Annotated in this window: 22 protein-coding genes and 2 pseudogenes; 20 read left to right on the forward strand and 4 right to left on the reverse strand. The window is 49.9% G+C overall.

Going from position 1 to position 25,237, the window contains the following annotated elements:
• Positions 1-2 precede the first annotated feature (2 nt).
• The 4 genes from ASG81_RS05525 (at position 3) to ASG81_RS05545 (ending at position 5,333) form a co-directional block, all read left to right on the forward strand.
• On the forward strand, positions 3-914 hold the full coding sequence (locus tag ASG81_RS05525) for a carbohydrate ABC transporter permease (RefSeq protein ID WP_056630200.1): 912 nt from the start codon (positions 3-5) through the stop codon (positions 912-914).
• 76 nt (positions 915-990) lie between these two features.
• Positions 991-2,601 carry an ABC transporter substrate-binding protein gene (locus ASG81_RS05530; RefSeq protein ID WP_056630202.1) on the forward strand — a complete coding sequence of 537 codons (1,611 nt, stop codon included), beginning with the start codon at positions 991-993 and terminating at the stop codon, positions 2,599-2,601.
• A 423-nt stretch (positions 2,602-3,024) separates the two neighbouring features.
• Entirely contained in the window at positions 3,025-5,004 is a 1,980-nt protein-coding gene (locus ASG81_RS05540; protein WP_235548743.1) for a PrsW family intramembrane metalloprotease, read from the forward strand.
• Positions 5,004-5,333, forward strand: a complete 330-nt coding sequence (locus ASG81_RS05545; protein ID WP_056630217.1) for a hypothetical protein — start codon at positions 5,004-5,006, stop codon at positions 5,331-5,333. The genes ASG81_RS05540 and ASG81_RS05545 overlap by 1 nt, the downstream gene beginning before the upstream one ends.
• Before the next feature lie 105 nt (positions 5,334-5,438).
• Here the strand turns inward: ASG81_RS05545 and ASG81_RS05550 are convergent, their stop codons facing one another.
• On the reverse strand, positions 5,439-5,978 hold the full coding sequence (locus tag ASG81_RS05550; protein WP_056630218.1) for a MerR family transcriptional regulator: 540 nt from the start codon (positions 5,976-5,978) through the stop codon (positions 5,439-5,441).
• Positions 5,979-6,234: 256 nt separating this feature from the next.
• On the opposite strand from ASG81_RS05550, the gene ASG81_RS05555 reads away from it, so the two are divergent.
• The 3 genes and pseudogenes from ASG81_RS05555 to ASG81_RS30620 all read left to right on the forward strand — a co-directional run.
• Positions 6,235-6,996 carry a sugar phosphate isomerase/epimerase family protein gene (locus ASG81_RS05555; RefSeq protein ID WP_056630222.1) on the forward strand — a complete coding sequence of 254 codons (762 nt, stop codon included), beginning with the start codon at positions 6,235-6,237 and terminating at the stop codon, positions 6,994-6,996.
• Between the two features lie 155 nt (positions 6,997-7,151).
• On the forward strand, positions 7,152-7,808 hold the full coding sequence (locus ASG81_RS30615; RefSeq protein ID WP_056630223.1) for a ThuA domain-containing protein: 657 nt from the start codon (positions 7,152-7,154) through the stop codon (positions 7,806-7,808).
• 17 nt (positions 7,809-7,825) lie between these two features.
• A pseudogene (locus tag ASG81_RS30620) lies at positions 7,826-8,371 on the forward strand (Gfo/Idh/MocA family protein); the annotation flags it as partial.
• 68 nt (positions 8,372-8,439) lie between these two features.
• On the opposite strand, the gene ASG81_RS05570 reads toward ASG81_RS30620, so the two are convergent.
• Positions 8,440-9,069 carry an SGNH/GDSL hydrolase family protein gene (locus tag ASG81_RS05570; protein ID WP_056630224.1) on the reverse strand — a complete coding sequence of 210 codons (630 nt, stop codon included), beginning with the start codon at positions 9,067-9,069 and terminating at the stop codon, positions 8,440-8,442.
• A gap of 463 nt (positions 9,070-9,532) precedes the next feature.
• Between ASG81_RS05570 and ASG81_RS05575 the strand changes: the two genes are divergently transcribed.
• The 3 genes and pseudogenes from ASG81_RS05575 to ASG81_RS05585 all read left to right on the forward strand — a co-directional run bounded on the left by ASG81_RS05575 (position 9,533) and on the right by ASG81_RS05585 (position 10,976).
• Positions 9,533-9,727, forward strand: coding sequence for a hypothetical protein (locus ASG81_RS05575; RefSeq protein ID WP_056630234.1), 195 nt, complete (start codon positions 9,533-9,535; stop codon positions 9,725-9,727).
• 262 nt (positions 9,728-9,989) lie between these two features.
• Positions 9,990-10,065: pseudogene (locus ASG81_RS33815) on the forward strand (DUF3934 family protein); the annotation flags it as partial.
• 353 nt (positions 10,066-10,418) lie between these two features.
• Positions 10,419-10,976 carry an NUDIX hydrolase gene (locus ASG81_RS05585; protein ID WP_056630240.1) on the forward strand — a complete coding sequence of 186 codons (558 nt, stop codon included), beginning with the start codon at positions 10,419-10,421 and terminating at the stop codon, positions 10,974-10,976.
• Between the two features lie 41 nt (positions 10,977-11,017).
• Here ASG81_RS05585 and ASG81_RS05590 read toward each other — a convergent pair whose 3' ends face one another.
• Both ASG81_RS05590 and ASG81_RS05595 read right to left on the reverse strand, forming a co-directional pair.
• Positions 11,018-12,328 carry an arsenic transporter gene (locus ASG81_RS05590; protein ID WP_056630420.1) on the reverse strand — a complete coding sequence of 437 codons (1,311 nt, stop codon included), beginning with the start codon at positions 12,326-12,328 and terminating at the stop codon, positions 11,018-11,020.
• Positions 12,329-12,596: 268 nt separating this feature from the next.
• Positions 12,597-13,511, reverse strand: a complete 915-nt coding sequence (locus ASG81_RS05595; RefSeq protein WP_056630242.1) for a helix-turn-helix domain-containing protein — start codon at positions 13,509-13,511, stop codon at positions 12,597-12,599.
• A gap of 132 nt (positions 13,512-13,643) precedes the next feature.
• Between ASG81_RS05595 and ASG81_RS05600 the strand changes: the two genes are divergently transcribed.
• The 10 genes from ASG81_RS05600 to ASG81_RS33480 all read left to right on the forward strand — a co-directional run bounded on the left by ASG81_RS05600 (position 13,644) and on the right by ASG81_RS33480 (position 25,205).
• Entirely contained in the window at positions 13,644-14,705 is a 1,062-nt protein-coding gene (locus ASG81_RS05600) for a Gfo/Idh/MocA family protein (RefSeq protein ID WP_235548744.1), read from the forward strand.
• Entirely contained in the window at positions 14,698-15,486 is a 789-nt protein-coding gene (locus ASG81_RS05605) for a ThuA domain-containing protein (RefSeq protein ID WP_056630252.1), read from the forward strand. The genes ASG81_RS05600 and ASG81_RS05605 overlap by 8 nt, the downstream gene beginning before the upstream one ends.
• A 197-nt stretch (positions 15,487-15,683) precedes the next feature.
• Positions 15,684-17,006, forward strand: coding sequence for an extracellular solute-binding protein (locus ASG81_RS05610; protein ID WP_056630255.1), 1,323 nt, complete (start codon positions 15,684-15,686; stop codon positions 17,004-17,006).
• 79 nt (positions 17,007-17,085) lie between these two features.
• The gene (locus ASG81_RS05615; protein ID WP_056630258.1) at positions 17,086-18,045 is read left to right on the forward strand and encodes a carbohydrate ABC transporter permease; all 960 of its coding nucleotides are present in this window, start codon (positions 17,086-17,088) and stop codon (positions 18,043-18,045) included.
• A gap of 12 nt (positions 18,046-18,057) precedes the next feature.
• The gene (locus ASG81_RS05620; protein WP_056630261.1) at positions 18,058-18,891 is read left to right on the forward strand and encodes a carbohydrate ABC transporter permease; all 834 of its coding nucleotides are present in this window, start codon (positions 18,058-18,060) and stop codon (positions 18,889-18,891) included.
• Positions 18,892-18,895: 4 nt separating this feature from the next.
• Entirely contained in the window at positions 18,896-20,701 is a 1,806-nt protein-coding gene (locus ASG81_RS05625; RefSeq protein ID WP_056630264.1) for a glycoside hydrolase family 66 protein, read from the forward strand.
• Between the two features lie 115 nt (positions 20,702-20,816).
• Positions 20,817-22,151 (forward strand): glycoside hydrolase family 66 protein, encoded by a 1,335-nt coding sequence (locus ASG81_RS32515; protein WP_056630267.1) that lies wholly within the window; start codon positions 20,817-20,819, stop codon positions 22,149-22,151.
• Positions 22,082-22,528 carry a CBM35 domain-containing protein gene (locus ASG81_RS05635; RefSeq protein WP_235548748.1) on the forward strand — a complete coding sequence of 149 codons (447 nt, stop codon included), beginning with the start codon at positions 22,082-22,084 and terminating at the stop codon, positions 22,526-22,528. Before ASG81_RS32515 ends, ASG81_RS05635 begins: the two co-directional genes overlap by 70 nt.
• A gap of 69 nt (positions 22,529-22,597) precedes the next feature.
• Entirely contained in the window at positions 22,598-25,099 is a 2,502-nt protein-coding gene (locus tag ASG81_RS05640; protein WP_056630273.1) for a glycoside hydrolase family 66 protein, read from the forward strand.
• Entirely contained in the window at positions 25,071-25,205 is a 135-nt protein-coding gene (locus ASG81_RS33480; RefSeq protein ID WP_268795760.1) for a hypothetical protein, read from the forward strand. Before ASG81_RS05640 ends, ASG81_RS33480 begins: the two co-directional genes overlap by 29 nt.
• Positions 25,206-25,237: the final 32 nt, after the last annotated feature.

A 25,237-nucleotide genomic window follows, 5' to 3' on the forward strand; every position in this document is an offset into this window, starting at 1 on the left:
ATATGGAAAATACGGAAGAATCACGGAGCATTCGTACGGACATAAGCGGAATTGTCGTTAAAGTCTTCGGATATCTCTTCATTTCGTTCTTTGCGCTATGTTGTCTATTGCCCTTCTTGCTCGTTCTCGGCACCTCGCTCACAGCGGAGGGCACGATCAAGAAGTACGGCTTTAACTTTTGGCCGCGCGACTTTAGCACGTTTGCCTACAAAATCGTTTTTGAAAATCCTGATCTTATTATCGGCTCTTATCTCGTCACGATGGGGATCACGGTTGTCGGCACCGCACTGGGCCTCTTCCTCGTAGCGATGACCGGCTATGCGCTGCAGCGCCCGGATTTCGGCTACCGTAACGGTATCTCGTTTTTCATTTATTTCACAACGCTGTTCTCCGGCGGGCTTGTCCCGTTTTACCTGCTGGTGACGCAGTATTTGAGCTTGAAGGACAGTTACCTTGCCGTTCTGCTTCCGGGGCTGCTCAGTCCGTTTCTCATTATTATGATGAAGAGCTTTGTCCGTTCCATTCCGCATGCAATTACCGAATCGGCTAAAATCGACGGCGCCGGAGACTTTACTATTTTTATGAAGCTGATTTTGCCGATGACCACGCCCGCGTTAGCGACAATCGGTCTGTTTATCGCACTCGGCTACTGGAATGAGTGGTACAACTCCATGCTTTTTCTGTCGCCGGATTTGAAGTACCGTCCGCTTCAGCTGTTTTTGTATAACGTCGTTACCAGCGCAGACTTTATCCGCAATTCCGCGGCCGCCTCTAATGTGGAGCTCCGGGACATGCCTCTGGAATCGATGAAGATGGCTACCGCAGTTGTAGCCACGGGGCCTGTCATTTTGTTCTATCCATTTGTGCAGCGGTATTTCATCAAAGGAATTACAGTTGGCGCTGTAAAAGGCTGATGTGCCGGGGGTCTATAAAGGGCCTCTTCACATAACGGGCAATGCCCGATTCATAAAAACAAAGGGGAGTAACGCTATGTCCAATTTCAAGAAGGTTTCCGCTTTGATGATCGCGATCATCATGATCTTCAGCCTTGCAGCTTGTTCAGGCTCGGGCAACAATGGAGAAAGTAAGGTAGGCGGCAAGAACGAGGGCACAGGCAATAAAGGCAGCACGAATACGGCAGCGGGCAATAAAGGCGCAGATACGTCCAAGTTCGTAAAAATCAGCTACGTCGTACTGGGCAATAAGCCGACCAACGGGCAGTTCGAGAAAGTGCTCGCTGAAGTAAACAAATTGATGAAAGAAAAAATTAACGCCGAGCTGGAGTGGAAGTGGGTTGAATGGGCAGATTGGCAAACCAAATACAACCTGCTGCTGGCATCAGGCGAACCGGTAGATTTAATTACGATCGGTACCGACTGGCTTGATACTTGGGGCAATGCGCAGCGGGGAGCCTTCATGAATCTTGATGATTTGCTGCCGGAATATGCGCCTCAAACGTGGAGCTCCATCCCGGAAGAGGATTGGTCGGAGAGCAAGTATAAGGGGAATATCGTGCTGATTCCGGAAAACAATTATACGCAATGGGTTAATCATGGCTTCTTCTACCGCGGAGATTGGGCTAAGGAAGCGGGCATGACCGAGCCGATCAAGGATTGGGATGGCATTGGTCAATATCTGCAGTTCGTTAAGGACAACAAAGAAGACGTTATTCCATGGGATGCCGTTGCATCAGTAAGCACATTTGGCGGATATGCGCAATCCTACACGGATAATTTAGAACTTCCGATTTCGACTGGCTATTTGCCTGTATTTACGACTAAATCGTTTGAAGAGAAATATACGGTAGTAAGCCCGGTATTCGAGGATACCTTCCTTCATTTTGCTACCCTTATGAAAGACTGGGCGGATAAAGGCTACTGGCGCGAGGATGTGCTGAACAACAAAAACGATAACCGTTCCGCTTTGCGTGCCGGATTATCGGGACTGGATCAGCATCATACGCAAACCTTCGGCGGTCTGCGCGTTACGATGGATAAGGATCAGCCTGGCTCCGAGCTGCAAATGTTTCCTTTTGCGCGGACATCGGGCAACAATCTGACTGAGCTGTCCATCACGCATGGCGGAACATCCGTAGGCGCACACAGCAAAAACCCTGAACGCGCGCTCATGGCTTACGACTTGATTCGCAATGACGAGCAAATTTATCACCTCATCAACTATGGCTTGGAAGGCGTGCAATATGAAATCAAGGACGGCAAGCGTGTTCAGCCGGAAGGCTATGACGAAGCTAAGGATGCCTTCTACGCCGATTTCTGGGGCGGACGGGTCGATAAATTCGAAATTCCGAGCGCGACGACATGGGATCAGCTGGAAGAAACGCTCTACGCGGAATATGACAAAATCAAAAAGTCTTATCCTTACGGTCAATTCGTATTCGATAAGACGCCGGTTGAAGCCGAGCTTACAGCGATCACACAGGTTACGGGCGAGATGGGACCTGCGATTACGTACGGCAAAGCTGGAGATCCTGCGAAAGCTGTCGAGGAGTTCCGCAGCAAGCTGAAAACGGCCGGCTACGACAAGGTGCTTGCCGAGCTGCAGCGTCAATTGGACGTCTATAAGCAGCTGATTGAAGGCTAGAAGGCTAACGGTAAACAGCGCAAGAGGAGATTCCATGCACGAGGGTGCATGACTCCTTTTGCGCTGTTTTTTCATGTTGGCTGAACATCATAAATGCCTGTTCGATTGATCATTTGTTTGCTGCTCATAGTCAAAATCTCCCCGGACTCCGGCTTCATTAATGTGGGAAAATTGTACGATGTTTCCTGTTTTGCGTTGTGATAAAGTGAGTGAATAATTGCGGCATGCGAATAGGAGGCGACCGTAACGAATACGATTTGGTTCATTCGCACCGGAATCCGGGACCGGCTCGAGGCCATTTACCGGTTATGCCAAGCATGGATTGCGAAATATCCGTTTATCAGGTTGGCGTACACGATCTTTTCATGGCTTTCGTTGACTGCGTTTGTCTTAAGCCTGTTTTTCATTGAAGACTCCCGCACCATGATGGTTCAATATTTATGGTCGTTTTATGTCTTGCTGCAATTTTGGTTTCTGTGCCGGAGCAAAACGCTGCCGTGGAAGACTGTCGTTCTGTTCGTCCTGGCGGGCATCTTTCTTGTCGTGCCGATCACGGCGCTTACGGTCAATGCCGTCCATGCGCTCGTCGGCGGGCAAACATCCGACACCTGGTCCGTTGCCGTCATTACGCCGATTTTTGAGGAAACGTGGAAGCTCCTTCCGCTCGGCGTTTTTCTGCTGTTCTCGCGCCGCGCTTCCGCCTTGAGCTTAAGCGATTATACGCTGATCGGCGCGGCGGCGGGAGTCGGCTTCCAGCTGATGGAGGAGTTATCCCGCCGATGGCTGAATTCAGGTTTAATCGGGGATAAGTTTGGCTACAGCCATACGTTGCTGGGCGGCGAAACGATCCACTGGGACTTGTTCGCGCTGTTTCCCGGACGTTTCGAAGAAAGCTGGCTGCCATCGATGATGAGTGTCGGCCATCCCGTACATACCGCCATGATCGCGCTGGCCTGCGGAATCGCTTACCGGCTGCGGACAAGATTGACGAGATGGGTTTTTCTGTTCCCGGCACTGATTCTGCTCTGGTCAATCTTGGACCACGCTGCCTATAACGGCCAGTACAAGCTGCCGGATTGGCTGTTTACCCTTCATGAATGGGCTGGCAACGGATATAAGACGCAGCCGGTGTTCCTTATGATGCTTACGGCATCGCTGTTTGCTGATTATTGGTCGCTGAACAAAGTACAGAGCAGCCTTCCTGCGTTGCCGAACGAGTTTCTTCTTAATCCGTTCTCTGAGCTGTGGAACATCGTCCACGTTCTTTTCCTGGACCGGGGGAAATTCGGCTATTGGCTCTGCTTCTACCGGGAGCGGCGGGAGCTTGGATTTAATTTGCTTTATGGAAACGAGGAAGCGGCAGGCAGACAGGAGCAAGTCCGTGAACGGATGAGGGTTGTTTACCTTGTGCTTACCGGACTTGCGGCCGTACTGCTTGCAGCCGGTCTGTTCGCAGGCATGGAGGCCTACTTGGGCGACGATGAAACGGCTTGCTTCTCTTGTCTGTTCGACTCCTTGCAAAATTGGTGGGATCGTCTGGAATGGTATGAGCAAGGTGCGATCATGCTAGGCGCTCTTGCGCTATCGCTGCTGTTCGTCGGGTTTTGGCCGGCTGTCGGCATCGCGCTGACTGCTTCGGGTATCGCCGGCAGCGGACATGAGATTGCAGGCTATATCCGCGATCCCAAGAAGCTGCTGACGCCCGAGAATGCACTCGCCGCAGCGGCAGGCATTATACTAAGCCGAATACCGTTTGGCAGAGCGCTCGGATGGGCGGGGAAGAAGGGGCGCGGCTATTTGCGCAAGCTCCTCGATAAGCTGGGCTTCCGGAGACCGGATGCCGACGTTCCCAATAAACCACCGAAGAACGATGGCACAGGCCCCGGCAAGCATCCGGAAGATCCGAAGAAGCCGGATGACGATGCTCCGGAGGATAAGGATAAGCAAGATGATAATGACGACGATAAGGCAGCAGTGGCAGGTAAACAGTACAACGAGGTCGAAATTGTCGATCATCGGGGAAATCCGCTTGGCGAGTTCGATGAAATCGATCTGGAGAAGGGCATTTTCTACGAAGATAAGACAGCCAAAGGGCTGGATCGCATCAATCCGCGAACGGGACAGCCCTCGCAGACGCCGCAGCAATTTGCCGACAAGCAAATACTCGGAAAGACGCGAACGCGGATTGAAAATATGATGGAAAAAGCGGTCTCGACAAGGCCGACACCTAACGGGTCTCCCGATGTGCCCGATTTGCAAGAGATTAAATCGATCCGCGACTTCGTATTCCGGCTGGATGGAGACACCCCGGCGCTCCGAAGCGCCGTCGAGAATAGCTTGAATCAGCTGAGAGCGGAATTTCCGGAATATACATTTAACGTTCTGTTTGGAGGGAAACCGTAATGTCCATTAGCGCTTTTATACCCGAGCCCGTCAATGATTTCGAACGGAAATTCAACGTGCCCGTCGCGGCCGAGTCATTCTTCTCGGAATGCTGGGAGCCTGCCGCGGAAGCATTAGGCTTGAAGTGGGTGCCCATCTTCTCCACCGGGATCGACGTCATGAAAGAAGATTTGCCTGCGGTGCTGGATGAGCTGGCCCGGTTGAAGCAGTGGGCCTTAAGCCAAGCCGGCGGGGAACGGATGGCAAAGCTGGCGAGCCGGATCGAATTGCTGCAGACGGAGCTTCCCAAAGCATTGCAGCGGGATGGGGCCGTTGTTTATATCGGGTAATGCTGCTGCAGCCGATTGAGTGGATAACAGAGCTTTAAAAAGAAATAGTGGCTGTTCCTAAGATCATTGTTGACCTTAGGGGCAGCCACTCTCTATTCCATCGCCTTATAAGAATGAGAAAAAAGAACGCAAAAGCCCGCGCTTCTTTGGCGCAGCCTCAAGCTTGGCGATGGCAGCCGGGTGACTCTCGTCATGTGACGGGTAATTGCTGCTGCTTGACGTCTGAATCGTTTCTATGGATGCGGCTAATTGTTTGATCATTTGGCGCAGCTCAGCGAGTTCCTCGCGCTGCTGGAGCAGCTGTACCGAGACGACTTCGTCGGCTTTCTGATCAATCGAGCGTTCAATATGCTCGATTCTGTTTAACATCTCTTCCATAGACGGGTCAAGCGTGTGCAGGGGAGTCTCAGCTTGAAGAGGCAATGGCGGCTGCTTGTCAGTCATGAGAGTAATGCCATTCAATGTTTCCCCTTGATCGATTCGGTCTTTAATATGAATGAGCAGATCAATTTCCTGCTCCGAGAAGGTATAGTGGCCAAACCGGTCCTTTTGAAAGAAATTAGGGAAGGTGGAAGCCCAACGTTTGATTGTCGTTTGGCTGACGGAAAGCAGATCTGCGGCATCCTTCGTTTTCAAAATACCCATTTCGATCCCTCCGTTTCGGATGGTCAGTTATGGATAATTCGCTGTTATTGAGCGATTCCCTGCACGGGTGACAAAGGAAGTGCTGATTCGATAAACAAAGTGTTTTTACGAGCAATCATGCAGTTTTTGGTCAATTATAATCAATTGGCGGCCTATGGTTCGCTAACCTCAGTAAAGTGGCGCTTTCATACAAAATGCTACAATTACTAATGTAAACGGTTAGCAAATCACTTTTTGATAAGAAGGCGGCGGATCTATGAATTTATCTACTATCGCAGTGCAGCTGTATACGTTACGCGACTATTGCAAGACTGAGGCTGACTTGGAACAGACACTGCGTAAGGTGAAGGATATAGGCTATCAAGCGGTTCAGGTTTCGGGTGTGGGTCCTATTGCGCCAGAAAAAATTAAACAATTTGCGGATGCTGCGGGGCTGCGGATATGCGCGACGCATGTTAGCTACGATTCGTTAGTAAATGACTTCGACAATACGGTTCAGAAGCACAAGCTGTGGAATTGCGCGTATGTCGGGATAGGCTCTATCCCGGAAGAGTACCGGACCAGCGCGGAAGGCTATTCAACCTTTGCGAAGAAAGCGTCCGAGATCGGAAAACGGTTGAAGGAGCATGATTTGCAATTCATTTATCATAATCATCAGTTCGAGTACCAGAAATTCGAAGGCAGAACCGGAATGGATATTTTGAGAGAAGAGAGCGACCCGGCCGCATTCGGCTTCGAGCTGGATACGTACTGGGTGCATGTAGGCGGAGTGAATCCGGTTGAAGCGATTCATCAGGTGAAGGGACGCATGGGCGTTGTCCATCTGAAGGATTTGGAAATTATCGATCATCAGCAGGTATTTGCGGAGGTTGGCGAAGGGAACTTGAATTTCAAAGCCATCATTGATGCATGCCGGGAAACGGGAGTGGAATGGTTTGTTGTCGAGCAGGATGTTTGCAGGCGTGATCCGTTTGAAAGCCTGGCAATCAGCCTTCGAAATTTGAGGCAATATTTGTAGTTTGAAGGGAAGAGCAGCCTTCGATCCCAGACAAAATCAGGTGCAGAAATGCACCTGATTTTGTTTGTTTAGTACTAGGTCAAACGATTAACTTAAATCTGTTACAGCTAAGCTCTGCAGAAACATTTATAATCTAAATTAAGGAAATTAACTAGATGGAGGGAATGATCGAGATGAAGGTTGGCGTAATTTGTGACGACTATTGGCATCCGGGCAAGACGATCATGGCGGGCTTGGAGCCGCTCAGCATGCAGGGCTTCCAGTTCGATTATATTCAGCATGCATCGGAGTGGTCGCGCAGCTGGATGGATCGGCAGGATGTAATCGTGCTCGCGAAGTCGAACCAAATTTCGGCGTCCGATAAAACGCCATGGCTTACGGAAGAGATTCAGCAGCAGTTCCAGAGCTATGTCGAGCATGGAAAAGGGCTGCTTGTTCTGCATGCAGGCACGGTGGGATACCGGAATGAGCCCGTTTTCTTCGGGCTGGCAGGCGGTGTGTTTCAGCATCATCCGGAGTCTTGTCCGGTTACAATGGCTTTTACAGACAAGGCGGTATTCGGCAGCCCGGCTGCGGAAGACTTTACTGTACACGATGAGCACTATCATGTGGAGGTCATTGAAGAGCGCATTCAAGTATTTATGACCTCGGTGTCGGAGCATGGTACGCAGCCGGCGGGCTGGTTAAGGGAGCAAGGGGAAGGCCGGGTATGCGTGCTCACGCCAGGGCACTTCCTTTCGGTGCTGCAGCAGCCGGAATATATGGCCGCGATAGGGCAAGCTCTTCAATGGTGCGGCGGAGGCAGTAGCTAGAATCGGTAATCTGCCGGAGGGTGTTGAAAGCGGATTTTGGCTTTGATATCGGCTGGGTGCCGGAGAGCCGCCTTCTTGATCCGCAGCTCGGCGGCGGAGCGCTTCTTGATGCCGGTATTTATCCGGTTTCCTTTGCTTCTATGATATTTGGCGGCGCACCGGCAAATATTATGAGCAGCGCCCGAATTGGCGAGACAGGCGTAGATGAACAGTTCTCGCTGTTGTTCGAATATGAGGGCGGACGGACCGCAGCGTTAAACGGAGCGGTTCAGCTTGGAATGGTTAATGATGCTTATATTTATGGTACAAAAGGATACATTCATATACCAAACTTTTTGTTCGGCAAATCGGCCACGCTTCACGCAAAGGACGCGGAGCCTGAATCGATCGTCGATGACCGTCAATTCGCGGGCTATGCATTCGAAGCGGAGGAAGCGATGAACGCACTGCGCGAGGGCAGACTCGAAAGCTCTGTTATTCCATTGGATGAGACGCTGGCTATCATGAACACGTTAGATACGATCAGGAAGCAGTGGGGCTTACGCTATCCATCCGACGTTTAGAAGCCAAAAGGCAGGCGAGAAGAGGAGCAGGCTGCCTAAGCGTCCTGCTCCTCTTGTTGTGTATCATATTATTGTGCTTTAACGGCTTGCAGCCATGCGTTAGCGATGAGTGCGGCACCGGCAGGCGACGGGTGAACGCCATCGGGAGCCCAATATGCGGGACCCGTCTGGGCGGCAGCCTGAGCGAATAAGCCGTCGAGCGGTACGTACAAGGCTTTGAACTCTCCGGCGAGCTCGCGAACCGCTTGAATTTTCGGATCGAGATCCTCCCGCCATTGCTTCTGGCTCTCGTTAACAGGCAGCACGAAGGGCTCGACTAGAATGAGGTTTGCATTCAGCCGCTCCTTCGCCCGTTTAATCAGTCTTTGATATGTAGCGTAGTACTCGCCTGCACTCATCGGATTATTGTTGTCATAACGCCGCCAAGTGTCGTTAACGCCAACGTAGATAGACAGCCAAGTAGGCTTCAAAGCGAGACAGTCCTCTTCCCATCTCCGTTCCAGGTCGACGACGCGGTCGCCCGATATGCCTCTATTCAGGAAGGTGGCTTGCTTGCCTGGATATTTGCTCGTAAACAGAGATGTTACAAGGTTTGCATAGCCCGATCCGAGGTTTTCCCCGTCATTTCGGTTGCGGTTGGCATCGGTAATGCTGTCGCCTTGAAACAGAACAACTGCGTTTTGCTCGATTAATGTCATCCGTTAAACCTCCGATCATTTCTAATAATGGTCTTCATAAAATAAAGTATCATAAATAAGCTGTAGCGGTACAGCAGGAAAGCTGCCGAAGGGCTGACTAGGTGAGTAAAAAATAGGAAACATTAAATTTTGAAGTTTCTCTTTTAATTTGTTGCTTTTTGCTATTTAATAGAAGATAGAGGAATGTACGGAAGGAGAGGTGGAATGGGAGATAAACAATTCCAAGGCTGCCGTCTTCAGAAGCTGCTGCGTGTATGGTATGATTACCTGTAACAGCTGCCGCTCCTACGACTACGAGATGATTTGAATGCGCTTACGATCTACAGGATGGCGAATAGGATGAAAATGGCGATAAATTGCGTCGATTATTGAGGGAATATTCTAAAAACTTAGCAATATATTTAAACGATGAATCTGCTAGATAATATTCTTGCTCTATGATCGAACTAAGGGAGTGATGGGCATGACCTCTTCTTACTTCAATGAATGGCTGGATGAATATAATGATTACAGAAGATTGTATATGCTTTTTGGCGATGAGTACTATCTGGAGCAGGCTGAAGAAGCGTTAAATTCCTTAAAGGCTTTCGTATTGCGGGCAGAACGCTATAAAAGTATAGTTTGGAAAATCATGAGCGATTCGATTCATGCCTATTGAGAAGCGGCAGGCTGCGACAGGCAATTCTTGTAAAGGGCTCTAATCGGAATGAAAATATGATCATTTGAACGGAACCGAAATAGCTGGCGGCAGCAGCCCCGCGATCTCGGTTCTTTTGCTTGCAGACGTGTTGGATGCAGAAATAGTGGTATAATGACTAATAATGATAACGAGGAACAAGGATCTGTATAGATGCTGCTGCTGCATTTCATGTAAATGTGCAACAGGTAACTCGACATAGAAAGCATAATGGAGTGATGATATGAGTAGTGCTAAGGGTAAGGGCGGAACCGGAAGAGGAACGGACAAGAAGGGCTGGAACCGCTGGCAAGCAGGGGAAAAAAAGAAGTTAGCGAAAAAGGTGTTTGGCAAAAATAAAGGCGCTAAAGGAGCCGAAGGCGAAAAAGGCGAAACCGCTTCTAAAAGCACGGCCAACGCTAGAAGCGCAAACATGCCTAAGGGCAGCACCGCATTTAAAGGCGGCAGCGCGGCTAAAGGCAGAAATACGGTGAAATAGGCTGAAAGTCAAGGACCGCCGGAGAGAGTAAACAGGATCGGCCGCGACTTCACTGCAACGTGGGGCTAGCGGTTTTTTTTATTCTTGAAGATCCTCCATACGGACGGTCTATGCAGCGATTGAAATCATTCGTATAATCTGATGAGACAAAAGCTTAATGCAGAGGTGAGACAGGTGGAAGTAAAATTTTGTATGGCATGCGGTCATGAGCTGGAATCTCGCAGCGTTGACGGGACGATGAGAATGGCTTGTACGAGCTGCAGCTTTATTCATTGGGGCAGCTACAGTATTGGAGTCGGAGCGCTGGTCGTTAAAGAAGATAAAATTCTGCTCGTCCGCAGGGCACAGGAGCCTGGAAAAGGCAAATGGACCAATCCGGGCGGATACATTGAGCAGCTGGAAGCGATTCAAGACACCGTTCAAAGAGAAGTGATGGAGGAGTGCGGCGTACAAGCCATCGTCAAAAGCGTCGTCGCATTACGCGATCAGCCGAGGAGTATACATAATCTTTACGTCGCGTTTGAGATGGAATATGTAAGCGGCGAGCCAGCTCCGGATAATGTGGAGGTTGACGCTGCCGGCTTCTTTACGTTGCAGGAGCTGAAGTCGATGGACGTTGCCAGCTTTACGCAATGGCTTGTCGACGTTGCGTTCCATGGCCGCTCGCAGGGCCTCAGGGCGGATAGTGAGCCTGTCGTTCCGCTGAACGGCTACGGACTGTTCCGTACATAAAATAACATGCGGCCTTCCTTACGGAAGGTCTCTTTTATATTTTAAAAAAACCAGGAAACCCAAAAGGACAATAGAACGAGCGTGAAAATGACGGTAATCGGAATGACGATTGAGGTTACCTTCAAATATTGGCTCCAGCTGATACGGACTCCTGCCTTCTGCACGATATGCATCCACATGAGCGTAGCCAGCGTGCCGATCGGCAACAGGAGAGAGCCGATGTCGCTGCCTATGACACTAGCTAAATATGCAATTTTTAGCGTCATAGGGTCGAGACCCATGTTCGTTAAAGTGAGCGTGCCGACCATTAAAGCGGGATGATTATTAAATAAATTAGACAGCACGCTTAACAATACGCCCATTAGGACGCTTGCATGGAGCAGGCTTCCCGAGACGATAGGCTGCAGCAGCTGAATCAGCCATTCCGTTAGTCCGATATTGTTAAGGCCGTAGATGATAATATACATGCTGAAGGCGAAAATAAGAATATACCACGGCGTTTTTTTGAGCAGGTCGGCAGGCGGAATTTTTAAGTGGATCCATCGCCAGCCGAGAAGCAGAGCGGATCCGATGACAGCCGTAACGGCGACGGAAAACTGGATATACGATGCGGCAAACAAGCTCAAGCGGACGCAAAATATGAAAATAATAATATTGCGCATGAAGCGATTGCGGTTTTCTTGCGGTTCGTTTTGCTGGAGCGGATGACTTCCCGGCATGAGGCCCCATTTGGAAGCAGGCGGCAGTTCTTTCGGAAGCGTACGATAAAAGACAGCGAATAGAAGAAGAGTCAATAGAACAAGTCCAAGCGATGCGGGAACGAACATCATGGCGGTATACATATAGAGATTCATATGAACGATTTTTAAAGAGATTAAATTGACGATGTTGCTTACGCCGATCGGGGCGCTGGCTGCCGTTGCGATTAAGGCTCCGGACAGCAGATAAGGTATTTTCTGATGGTTTTTAAGACCCATATTTTGCATCAGCATCAGCAGTATAGGTGTAGTAATTAGGATGCTTCCATCATTATTTACGAACAGTGTCATGAGAAAACAAAACAAATTGGTTAGCCAAAAGAGGCGAATGCCGGAGCCGCGGGCTTTTTTGATGAGCAACTCGGCCGCCCAATAGAAGAATCCGAAGCTTTCTAATACAATGGCCATGACGATAGTGGCTATAATGGTAACCGCGGCTCCGCTTATCGTTGCGGTGATTTGACCGAGGTCGGTAAGCGAAACGCTCCCGCTGAGGAGAACGATCAAAGCGCCGATCGTTGCGGGTATTGCTTCATTGATATGCGGGCGCCAAAAGATGAAGCCGATCGTGAACAGGAACGCGGAAATTGTCATAATGATCATTAAATCATTCATGTATTAACCTCTTTTCAAGGATGCGGTTTCCTTCGTTGCAGGAAATAAGCTCCTCCTTTCTCTCAGATGTAACAGCAGCTTGTATTGTAAGTATACGTACGAGACAGATCGTTCGTACTGGTCAATATCCCTATCTCTAGTAAAATCTGCTAGTATCAATTGGTGATGAATGTCCCCTCATGATAGATATCAACAAGGGAATATCACCCATAGAAAAACCTCCGAACGTGATCCGTCAGGAGGTTTTTTACTCATTTTTTCGTATGCCCTTAAAATACTGCGTGGGGGAAAGGCCGACATATTTCTTGAATACTTTACTGAAGTGATACGGGTCGTTAAGGCCGATTAAATAGCCGATTTCGCCTATGCCGAGAGAAGTCGTCTCGATTAATTCCTTTGCTTGATTGATGCGGACCGTATTGATGTACCGGCTTATCGATTGGCCGGTTACGAGCTTGAAGGCGCGATTCATGTAATCGTAGTTGCTCTCGAATGCGAGCTCAATGTCGCTGCCGGATATTTTCTTTTGGTAGTTCTGATGAATGTAATCGAGCAGGGCATTAACCTTCACAAATGACTTGGAGGGAAAGCGGTCTTTGCGCCTCAGATCGTCCATAAAGTTTTCACGTGACAGCTCGATGAGCAGCTGCATAAATCTTAAAGCAGTTAGGCTTCGATTGTAATGCCTGCGCTTATAGAGCTGCAGCATTTCATTTAGGTCATGCAGCGCGAGGCTAAACCTTGTTTTATCAGAAATCGTATGGAATTTGGGAAAGCAGCAGATGTATGGATTTATACCGTTAATGGCAGGCTTATGCGGGATAAACGGAGATTGCTCATGCTCCACGATAAAATAGTTGGCAAGAGCAAGCATATCATCGACTTTGATCGATTTGATATCCGGGTGCTCGAAATGAATATAGTAGTAATCGCAAACATGCTTTTGCGTACCTTCATGGGTCAAATTAGGTTCAAGAATAAGCATGTCGCCCTTCCTCAGCACATAATGGTTGTCCGCCTCTTTGAGATGCAGCTCGCCGCTTCGGATAAAATAGAGCACATACTCGTTAATATTCCGCTTGAAATGAATCCATGGGCTCTTGTAGGCAACAAACCCCATAATTTTGATGCGGGGAACCAAATCCACGTTAATAGCCAGCAATCCAAATTCCCCCCTTAGCTATATAAAAGTCGCTTTTGTACAAACAGAGTCTCCATCTGACATTCCCGTTTATTTTAACACAAACTATACTGGGTTTGTAATTAAAGCGACTTTAAGGATGGGATGATGCATATGAAAAAGCTGAAAATCGGCGTTATCGGACTTGGCGGCATCGCGAACTTTCATATCGAAGGGATATTGGCAAGCGGCAGCGCAGAAGTATGGTCGATTTGCGACTGCAATGAAGAAGCGCTTTTGGCCAAAGGAGAGGAACTGAACGTTCCTCCGGAACGCAGGTACGTAAATCATTTGGACATGTTAAAGGATTCGGAGGTGGACGCCGTTACGATCGGCACGCCGAACATTAATCATTTTACAATCGCATATGACGCCATTAAGCATCGCAAGCCGTTTGCGCTGGAGAAGCCGATCGCGCTTGATGCAAAGGAAGCGGAAATTCTTCGGCTGGCATTAGGTTCAGATCCGCTTCCGCATATGGTTTGCTTCACCTATCGGTATAAGTCCGCGGTTCGTTATGCGAAGCATCTGCTTGAGCAGGGCGCACTCGGCAAAATCAATCACGTATACAGTCAATATTTGCAAAGCTGGAGTATCAACGAGGATATTCCGCTCGTGTGGCGATTCCGTAAGGAGCTGTCCGGCTCGGGTGCGCTCGGTGATCTGGGTTCTCATATTTTGGATCTTAAACGCTTTCTCGTCGGTGAAACGGTTCGGGTCATCGCGGATGCGGGTACGATCGTGAAGGAGCGCGGCCAGCTAAGCGGCGATGGCAAGGGCGAGGTTGATGTAGATGACTTCTGCCATGTGCTGGCCCGTTTTGCTGACGGAGCGTCCTCCTCGATGAGCATCTCCCGTTTCGCCTATGGACGCGGCAATTATCAGCAGATCGAGATTTACGGTACGCAAGGAGCGCTCGTCTACAACCTGGAGGAAGAGGATACCATTCATATCAAGCTTGGCGAGGAGCAGCAATTCCGTAAAATAGAAATTCCCGGCTCGTTCGCAGCGAATCAGATGCAGTCCTTTTTCGATTTGCTGAACGGCAAGGGAGACGGTCTCGATGCAACAATCGAGGATGGCTGCATCAATCAAGTAACGCTCGACGCCATCGTACAGTCCTTCACGGAAGAAAGATGGATTACAATCGGACAGGAGGTTCTCATTCATGGCTAACCTAAAGGTGACCGTATGGAACGAATATCGGCATGAGAAGCAGAATGAGCATGTTGCAAGCATCTATCCCGAAGGCATTCATAACGCGATTGGCAGCTATTTGAAAACAGTGGACGGCTTTGAAGTCAGGACGGCGGTCCTTGATGAACCCGAGCACGGCTTAAGCGACGAGGTGCTGCACAATACGGATGTGCTCATCTGGTGGGGACATCTCGCCCATGCGGAGGTGCGGGACGACATCGCCCTGAAGGTCCGCGCCCGCGTTATGGAAGGAATGGGACTAATCGTTCTGCATTCCGGACATGGCTCGAAAATATTTGAGCGCTTGCTTGGCACGAAAACCGGAGATCTCAAATGGCGCGACGATGGCGAGAAGGAGCGGATTTGGGTTATAGAGCACGGACATCCGATTGCGGACGGCCTAAATGATTATATTGAAATTCCGAAGGAAGAAATGTACGGCGAGCGCTTTGACATTCCGGCTCCCGATGAGCTGGTATTCATCTCGTGGTTCGAGGGCGGGGAAGTGTTCCGGAGCGGCTGCTGCTACCGGAGAGGGAAGGGGAAGCTGTTTTATTTCCGCCCCGGACATGAGACGTTCCCGATTTATCATCACCCCGATGTTTTGAGAGTGATTGCGAATGGCGTGCGATGGGCGGCTCCCGTCCAAGGCGCCAGTATATCGTTAGGCCGGGTTGCGCCTCTCGAGCCGATTGGATTGGAAAGTAACATATATACACAAAACGGATATGAACAGGATAGCTTAAAGCGCGTGAAGTAGGGATCTAATTACTGTTATTTAAGGTGCATTATTTTTCTGTTCAAGCAGAAAAATAATGCACCTTTTTTATTCCAGCCAAACATTTACATTTGGAATGGAGTAAAATGCGACACCTTTTTCGCAATGAAAACGGTTTCTTGAATGGTCCGTTCTTAGCATAATAAAGGAGCAGCACAAATAAAAGGAGGGTCAAAGCTATGAAATGGTATAAAACAATTTCTTATGGGGTTCTGGCGGCGGTAATGGCTTTCACGATTACGGCATGCTCAGGCGGCAATAACGCACCTGCAAATAACGGAGGCAGCGCTCCGGCAAATGAAAGCGGTAACGCTCCTGCTGCGGACGGTAAGAAGGTAACGATCGAGTACTGGCATACTTATAGCGATCAAGAAGAGAAGGTGCTTACGGATGAAATTAAGCCTCTCTTCGAGAAAGAGAATCCGGGCATCGAGCTCAAGCTGACAAGAATGCCGTACGAGGGCTTGAAAGAGCAGGTTATTGCCGGTGTAGCGGGCGATGCGGCACCTGATCTTATGCGGATGGACATTATCTGGGTTCCGGAGTTTGCAAAAATGGGAGCGCTTCAAGATGCCAGCAAAAACGATGGTTTCGATGAATTGAAAGCGAATTCCTTCGAAGCGCCGATGGAAACGAATGCCTATAACGGCGGCTACTACGGCGTGCCGGTTAATACGAATACAAAAATCGCGATTTACAACAAAGCGGTATTGGATGAAATCGGAGTAAATGCGGCGCCTGCGACAATGGATGAGTTTGTAGAAGCAGCGAAGCTTGCGGTCGCAAAAGGCAAGCCGGGCGGTATTGGCATCGGGGGAGCGAACGTATGGGCGGCATCCCCTTACTTCTGGAGCCTTGGCGGCTCGCTAACGAACGAGGACTATACGAAGGCAGACGGTTACTTGAACAGCCCGGAGAGCGTGAAAGCACTTGAAACGATCGTGCAATGGAACAAAGACGGCTTGGTAACGCCAACGATTCTTGGCGGAGAGCCGGGCGCTTGGGACGGCATGAAAAACAATGATTACATGATGATCGATGACGGCCCTTGGTTTTTCAGCATTCTCATGAACGAAGTGGAATCCGCGTTCAAACCGCTGGAGCAGACGGTTCGCGGCTTGATTCCTGCAGGCGCAGGCGGCAGCCGTTCCGTTGTAGGCGGCGAGGACCTCGTTATTTTTGCAAACTCGAAGCATCCGCAAGAAGCTTGGACATTCGCGAAATGGATGCTTGGCGATGAGCCGCAGAAGATCATGAGCAAGCTTGGCCTTATCCCTACGAACAAAACGGCAGCAAACGACCCGGCTTTCCTTGAGCAGCCGTTCGTTACCGAGTACGTGAAGCAGCTTGAAACCGCATTGCCGCGTACGCCGATTCCGCAGTACGGCGAGATGGAAGGCATTGTTAACCTTGCATTCGAGAAAGCGATTCGCGGAGAGCTTTCGCCGAAAGAAGCGCTCGATGAGGCAGCGAAAAATATCGAAGCCATCTTAACGAAGTAACGGCAAGGCCAGAGCCTTCGTCTATCGCATAGGGTAGACGAAGGCTCACTCTAGATGAAAGATAGGAAGGAGCATCACCATGTCTATACCAGTGGTAGGGCAGCCGAAACCCGTACAGCGAATTCCGGCAGGCGTAAAGTTGAAAAAGGGCTTGCAGCAGTGGATAAAGGTTTTGCCTTATATCTTTTTTGGTGTTTTGGGTACTGCCGTATTTGTCATCTACCCGATGATCAAAAATATTATTATAAGCTTTCAGGATTACAGTATTATGCCTAATGCAGAAAATCCTTTTATTGGCTTTGAAAACTACGTATCCGCCTTTACGGATCCGAATAATAAAGTGTTGATGGCAATCCGAAATACGTTTTTGAACGTCGCAGTAACGGTGCCGATCAACTGGTTTCTCGCTATCGTATTTGCAGTATTAATCAATATGCATTTTATCAAGCACAAAATCGTGTTCCGTACGGTATATTATTTGCCGATCATTACGTCATGGATCGTAGTCGCATTCCTGTTCCGCTTCTTGTTCGCGGGCGGTGAATACGGCTTGATCAACTTTATCTTTTATAAACAGCTTGGCCTTTTTGATGAACCGGTTAATTTTCTTTCAAACTATTGGTCGGCGATGATCGTCATTTGGCTGTTCCACATTTGGAAAACGGTTGGTTGGGGTGTCGTCATCTATTTGGCAGCCCTGCAGGGCATTTCGAAGGAGTATTATGAAGCGGCGCAGATCGACGGCGCTAACGGCACAAAGCAGTTTTGGAGCATTACGGTTCCGATGCTTGGCCCTGTTACCGCCTTCGTTATTATAAATCTGGTTAACGGCGCCTTTAACTTTTTCCCGCAGGTTTACTTTATTACACGGGGCGGCCCGATGGATCAGACCCAAACGCTTCCGAGCCTTATGTACTTGCAGGCATTTAAGAACTTTAACTTTGGTTATGCATCCGCGGTAGCCGTCATGATGGGGATCGCCGTGTTCTTGCTCACGTATTCCCAGATGAAAAAATTCGGTAACCAGCGGTTTTTGTAGGAGGGGGAAGCGATGAAAACGAAATGGCATATTCAGCTCCTGGTTTACGGCATTATTGTACTTGGGGCGCTGGCTTTTCTATTCCCCTTCGTCTATATGATTATGACCAGCTTCATTAAAGGGGCTTATTCGCTGCCAAGGCCTAAGGAAGTATTTTCGGTTATTCCGAATCTTTATAACTACCAGCTTGTATGGAGCAAAAATAATTTTGCGAGGTATTTCCTGAACAGCTCGCTCGTTACGATCGTGTCTATGACGGGAAGCCTGTTCCTCGGCTGTCTTACGGCATACGGATTCGCCAGATTTAACTTTCCGGGCAAAGAGCTGTTGTTCCGCGTGTTTCTTCTGACGATGATGATTCCCGGCGTTATTAACATTATCCCGCAGTTTCTTATAATCAAATCATTTGGTTTAGTTAATACGTACTGGGGTCTTTGGTTAATTTATATCGGCGGCGGCGTTGTCGGCAGTACGTTTTTCCTCCGCGGCTTCTTCCAAAGCATTCCAAAGGAGTATGAGGAGTCCGTGCTGATTGACGGAGGCGGCAGCTGGCGAATTTTCTGGAACATTTATTTGCCGCAATCGATGCCGGCGATCGCAACGCTCGCGGTGCTGTCCTTCCAAGGCACATGGGAGGAATATTTCACGGCGCTCGTCATCATCAAGGAAGAGGCGCTGCGGACGCTGCCGGTTGCGCTGCTTATGTTCAACGACAAGTACGCAACTAACTATTCATGGGTATTCGCTGCTTCTATTATAGCGCTCGTACCGACCGTACTGCTCTATATTATTTTCCAGAAGAGATTTGTGCAGGGCGGGTTTAATGAAGGCGGAGTGAAAGGATAACTAGATGAACAGGGAAGGACAGATGAATGTGATCCGCAAAAAAATGAAGTCGGCTGCCATCGCAGTGATGAGCTGTTTTGTCATTCTGGCAGCAGGCTGCAGCAAACAAACGGAGATCGCGGCGGAGACGGTGGTCAGCCAAGGAATGATAAGCGGATTGACCACAGACAAAGCCGCTTACCGTCCCGGCGAAAAGGTTAGCTTCAAGCTGGACTTGGGCAAAGCGGAGCCGAAAGCGAAGGTGATCGTTCAGTATCGTCATCTTGACGAGAAGATCGGCGAGCAGGAGGTAAAGGCGGAAGGCGGACAAATTACCTGGGATTGGACGCCGCCAAAGGAAGACGGCAAAGGCTACATGGCGGAGGTGTTCCTGTCGGCAAAGGGAGAGGTGATGGATCATCAGAACATCGCTGTCGACGTTTCCGCGAATTGGAGAAAATTTCCCCGCTACGGCTATTTGGCCGACTTCCACGGCATGAGCAAGGATGAATTGACGGCAGTCATTGAACGCTTGAACCGGTTCCATGTTAACGGTCTCCAATTTTATGACTGGCAGTACAAGCATCACGATCCTGTGAAGCTGGACGGCAATAAACCGGCAGCGGAATGGCCGGATATTGCGAACAGACCGGTCTCTTTGGACACGATCAAGGGCTATATTGACCTCGCGCACAGCAAAAATATGATGGCGATGAACTATAACCTGCTGTTCGGCGCGTACGAGGGCGCGGAAGCGGACGGCGTCAAGAAAGAGTGGGCTCTATACAAGGATCCGACTCAAACGAACCAGGATAAGCATCCCTTGCCGGATAGCTGGGCCAGCGACATTATGCTTTATGACCCAAGCAATACCGAGTGGCAGAACTATCTGATCGACAAGAAAACCGAAGTGTTTAAGCAGCTGCCGTTTGACGGCTGGCATGTCGACCAATTAGGCGACCGCGGAGCATTGTGGAATGCCAAGGGGGAAAGCGCGAAGCTGGCTGAGGGGTATGTGTCTTTCCTGAAAACAGCGAAGGAGAAGCTGGATGTCGACTATGTGATGAATGCGGTGGGACAGTACGGACAGGCCTTTATGGCTACTCAGGCGCCTCTCGAGTTCCTTTATACGGAAGTATGGGACGGGCATCCGAAGTACAGCAGCCTGAAGGACATTATCGACCAAAACAGCAAGTACAGCAAAAATAAGTTGAACACCGTGCTTGCAGCTTACATGAACTATGATTTGGCCGACTCAAGCGGGGAGTTCAACACGCCGGGAGTGCTGCTTACGGATGCGGTCATCTTCGCATCCGGCGGCTCCCATCTGGAGCTTGGGGAAAACATGCTTGCCAAAGAATATTTTCCAAATAAAAACCTGACGATTCCGGCTGAGCTGGAAGAGCATCTCATTCGCTATTACGACTTCCTTGTCGCTTATCAAAATATTTTGCGGGATGGACTGGAAGAGACGAAAGTGGCCGTTTCGGGCACGGGAGATGCAGCCATTACTTCAGCGCCTGAGCAAGGCAAGATTTGGTCCTTCGCGAAGCGGAAAAACGGCAGCGACATCGTTCATTTCATTAACTTCACAGATGCAACGACGATGGAATGGAAAGACAACAAAGGCGAGCAGGCGGCGCCTGTGGAGCGCAAAGATGTAGACATTACCATTCAGACAGAGCGGGAGGTAGCCAGCATCATGTTTGCCTCGCCGGACTATTATAACGGTTCGCCTGTTAAGCTGAGTTTCGAGCAGCAGGACGGCAATGTTAAGCTGAAGCTTCCAAGTTTGAAATACTGGGATCTGTTAACGATTCATTACAAGTAGAGCATCATGCGATAGGCAGACAGACCAAAGCGGTACGAATGAGAATTTTCGTCCGCCTTGGTTTTGATGTGGCTTGAAAGCGCTTGCTATAAACCAAATCAAAAGGAGATTGGCAATGTCAAAATCAAAGCGTTCGTTAAAGCGGAAGTTATTACTTATGTCGATGTCATTTGTTATGCTGCTCGGCCCCTCATTCACCGTTATAGGCCCGCCGCCTTCCGTTCATGCGGAGGAAGCAAGCCTGCGGTCGTCCATTCCAGCCGAGCCGATCAAGAAGCTGACAATCGGCAAAGCGAGATATGCGCCGGGAGAAACCGCGAAGTTTACGCTCTCCTTTAACGAGACTAAGGGTTTTAGCGGCAAGCTTATTTTGGAATTTTATCTCGTTAATAAGCTGGTAGGAACGGTTAGCCGCAAAATAACGGTGCTGCAGGGTACAAGCTCCGATCTAACCGTGTCGTGGCAGCCGCCGAAAACCGACTTCCGCGGATATATCGTGAAGGCTTATATGGAGGGCAGACCGGGTGATTTCAAGACGGCGGCTGTCGACGTATCCAGCGAGTGGACACATTTTCCGCGATACGGCTATACGTCGGACTTTCCGAGCGAAACTGCTAAAGAGAGCGAGGAGAAGATTAAGCAGCTGTCCCAAGAGTACTATTTGAACGGCTATCAGTTTTACGATTGGATGTGGCGGCATGATGTATCCGTATACTCTCAAACGGATGCGGACGGAAAACCGCTCAAGGATGCGAATGGAAATTTTATTTCAGCTCCTTATGATGGAAACACCTCTTATTCCGATCTGCTCGGCAGGCATTTGTATCCGATAGCGGTTAAGCAGCAGGTGGAAGCGGCTCAAAAATACGGCTCGGCCGCCATGGCTTATCAGATGAATTATGCGGCCCGGGAAAACTATGAGGATTTTGGCGTCAAGCGGGAATGGGGCCTCTACAACAAAAATGCCATATTCCCGAGTCCCGATCCGCTTAAGTATCAGAACGGCTTCTTCTTTGATTGGGTGCCTTCCGCCTTGTACCTCCAGGACCCGGGCAACCCGGAATGGCAGTCCTACATCACAAAACAATTTAACCGCTCCGTTAACGGCTTCGGATTCGACGGCATTCACCTTGACCAGTGGGGCGCGGCGGATAACGATTATTTGTACGATTATGAAGGCAACGAACGCTATTTCTCCAGAAGCTATGATGAGCTCATTAATGCCGTTAAGGATTCTTTAACGGAAAATAACGATTCAAAGAACGACGTTACATTCAACATGGTTGGCGGCAACGGGGGTTACTCAGAGGTTCCTGACCCGGTACGAAGACGGACTTCGATTACAGCGAGCTATGGACCGACAAGGACAATTACCGCGACATCAAGAAGGTTATCGAGGATACGAGGGCTGCTAATGGCGGCAAAGCGATGGTCATCGCAGGCTACATGAACTACAAGCAGGCGGTTGGCGATACGTTTCCGGCCTCCGATATCCCGAATGTAGCGAAAACGGTAGATTTTTTATCCCGCATTAATCAGGTGGCAGGCTGGGTAGGCGATTTTGGCAAAAAAGACGAGGATCAAATCATTTGGACCATTAACGCAGAAACGGCAGGGACCTATGACTTGACCTTGAAATACGGCCATGATAACGGCTCGGGAAGCCCGGTCGGCAGGCTGACCGTAAACGGTCAAACACTCGAAACGGAAGTGACGTTCGACGAGATGACCGGCTGGGGCAATCCTATTGCACAGAAGACGGTACAGGCTGATCTCCAAGCAGGCGAGAACAAAATCGTGCTCCAGTTGAATACGAATGACTTATGACTGAACGTAGACAGCCTTGTCGTAAGCGGACAAGGGATTGAGCGGGAATTTGAGGCGGAATACGCCGAGTTGATCAGCTGCAAGGTGGATAAGTACGGTCATGTCTATTTCTTCGAAACCGAAGGGGACTATGTGACGTTTCATGTTGACTCTGAAGAAAGCGGCACCTATCCGCTGCAGTTTGGATATAGCGCGGGAACGGCTGTCGTTACAAGGGACTTAATCGTTAACGGGGTGACAGTTTTGGAGAACGCCGCCTTTGCGAAGACGAGCAATTGGGATTCGTTCAAGAGCAGCTCAACCTTTAATGTGCCTCTGAATGCAGGCGATAATACTGTCACATTGAAGCTAAACGGCGTGTCGGATGCGGGCATGAAGCTGGACTATTTGCAGGCTGGCGGCAAGCGCTACGAAGCCGAGAAGGCGGCATTCGGCTGGAAGCCCGCCACATCGCCACAGATTGAAGTGCATGACGGAACGGCAGACGGCGCCGAGAAGATCAGCTACTTGGACGGCTTTAAGCAAAAAGGAGATTATGCGAAGCTGTCGCTGGGAGTGGTCGGAACGAGCGGGTCATATGATTTGAAGGTGTATTACCGCAATGCGGGCGAATTAGTAGTCCGAAGCATCTATGTAAACGGGAAAAAAGCAGGCGCCTTCACATTCCCGTCAACAGGCGGGGAATGGTCGTTTATTACAGTGCCGGTCTATTTGTTCAGCAATCAGACCGCAAATACGGTGCTCCTGAAGATGGAGCAGGATACAGAGCAAGAAGGCATCGCAATTGACCGCGTCGAGCTGGACGGCACCTTATATGAAGCGGAAGCGGCCGAGCTTGGGTGGGAGCCTGTCGTGGCGAAGACGGGCGGCGTAACCTATTCGCTCGGCAAAACCGACGATCATGGCAAAGCGGGGCAGACGGTTATTTTCAACGTTAATTTGGAGCAGGCGGCCGAGGAGCTGGTGTTTAAGTACAGATCGGGCAACAATCCGGCCTTCGATATCGTTGTCGACGGGCAATTGGCTGCCGATGACGTTGTATTCGGCGTAACGCCGGGAGGCTGGGACGGCGGCATGGCTGACAAGGTCATCAAGACGCAGCTTTCCGCGGGCGAGCATACGATTGAGCTTGTCATGGCCTCGGATGGCCAATATATCAATTTGGACAGCCTGGTTGCCGGAGGAGCGGAATACGAGGCGGAGGCGGCGTCCTTTGCTCCGGACGATCATGGCTTGAAGACGACGACCGGGACGGTTTCCGGCTTTGGGGATGAGAACGACTACCTGACGTTTGAGTTGAATCTGGCGGAAGCGAAAAATGGTGCGCTTGGAATAAGCTACAAGAATAAGGCGGCTTCCAGGCAGCCTGCAGTGCGGGCACTGTATATTAACGACGTGAAGCAAGCGGAGCTTAGCTTTGCTTATACCGGCGATACTTGGGCAATGCTTGATGTACCGGCAGCTGCGCTGGCGGCAGGGACGAACAAAATAAAGCTCGTTCTTGAAGGCAGAGACGACGAGGGCATTGAGCTGGATTACCTGCTGGCAGGCGGCAGAAGGCTCGATGCGGAGAAGGCCGATTCGACGCCTCCAATCGTTATTTATAAAGATCTGCTGCTTAATTTCGGCCATACGGGCGACGAAGCGGCTTTCGATATTAATGTGGAGCAAGCCGGAGAAACATCGCTGATCTTCACCTATTCCAATGAAGGCTCGGCTATGACCAAGACGCTCTATATTGATAATAAGCCCGTTCTGGATGAGAAGGGCAAGCCGGTTCAAATTTACTTCTCGCCGACGGCTAACCGCGATACGTTTAACGAGGATGTTTATTTTATCGTTCCTTACATGAGCGAAGGCAAGCACACCGTTACGCTTAAGCATGAAGCGGCGGATAAAGGCACGATCACGATGCGCAGCTTGACGCTCGGTTTCTTCAATGAGCCGTCCATCAGATTGATGGATGCGGCGCTCGCCGCGATGGGCGCAACCCACATCGAGCTCGGCACGGCGGAATCGTTTGGGGAAGGCCCGAATATGCTGGCGCATGAATATTACCCGAACCGCAGCAAGAAGATGAAGGCTTCGCTGAAAGAGTCGATGAAGGAATACTACAAGTTTTTTGCAGCCTATGAGAATCTACTGTTCGACAGCAAAGAGGATGCGGGCAAGGCGGTCGCGATTGCCGCAGCCGACGGCTCGGCAATCGCGACCAGCAGGGACGGAGCGGCCAATACGGTCATGACGATCACCCGCGATAACAGCAGCAACAAAGGCTTCGAGCAGTACGACAGCATTCAATTGGTCAACCTGCTTAATAATGATGAGAACTGGCGCAACGCGGCTGCGGAGCCGGAGCTGCAGACGAATATCAAGGTTACCTACGGACTCGGCTTGAAGCAAACGGATGTTCCGAATCTCAAGGTGTACACGGCTTCTCCTGACCGGGATGGCGGCATGTTCAAGAAATTGAGCTATACTTGGAGCGGAACGGATCTCATTATTTCTGTTCCATCCCTGGCTTACTGGGAGATGATCATTATTGACCAGGGGGAACGGCGCAAAGGCTAAAGCGCCTTCCTCCGGCAACGGCACGCTGCCAAGCAAGCCAAGGGAGGGCAGCGAAGGAAGCGGAGCTGCTGCTGTACCGGATTTTAAAAGTATAGTCGTTGTATAATAAGGGAGCAACGCAGCCGACTGAAGGCTGCG

Origin of the sequence: Paenibacillus sp. Soil522 (assembly GCF_001428245.1) — a bacterium.
GTDB lineage: Bacteria > Bacillota > Bacilli > Paenibacillales > Paenibacillaceae > Pristimantibacillus.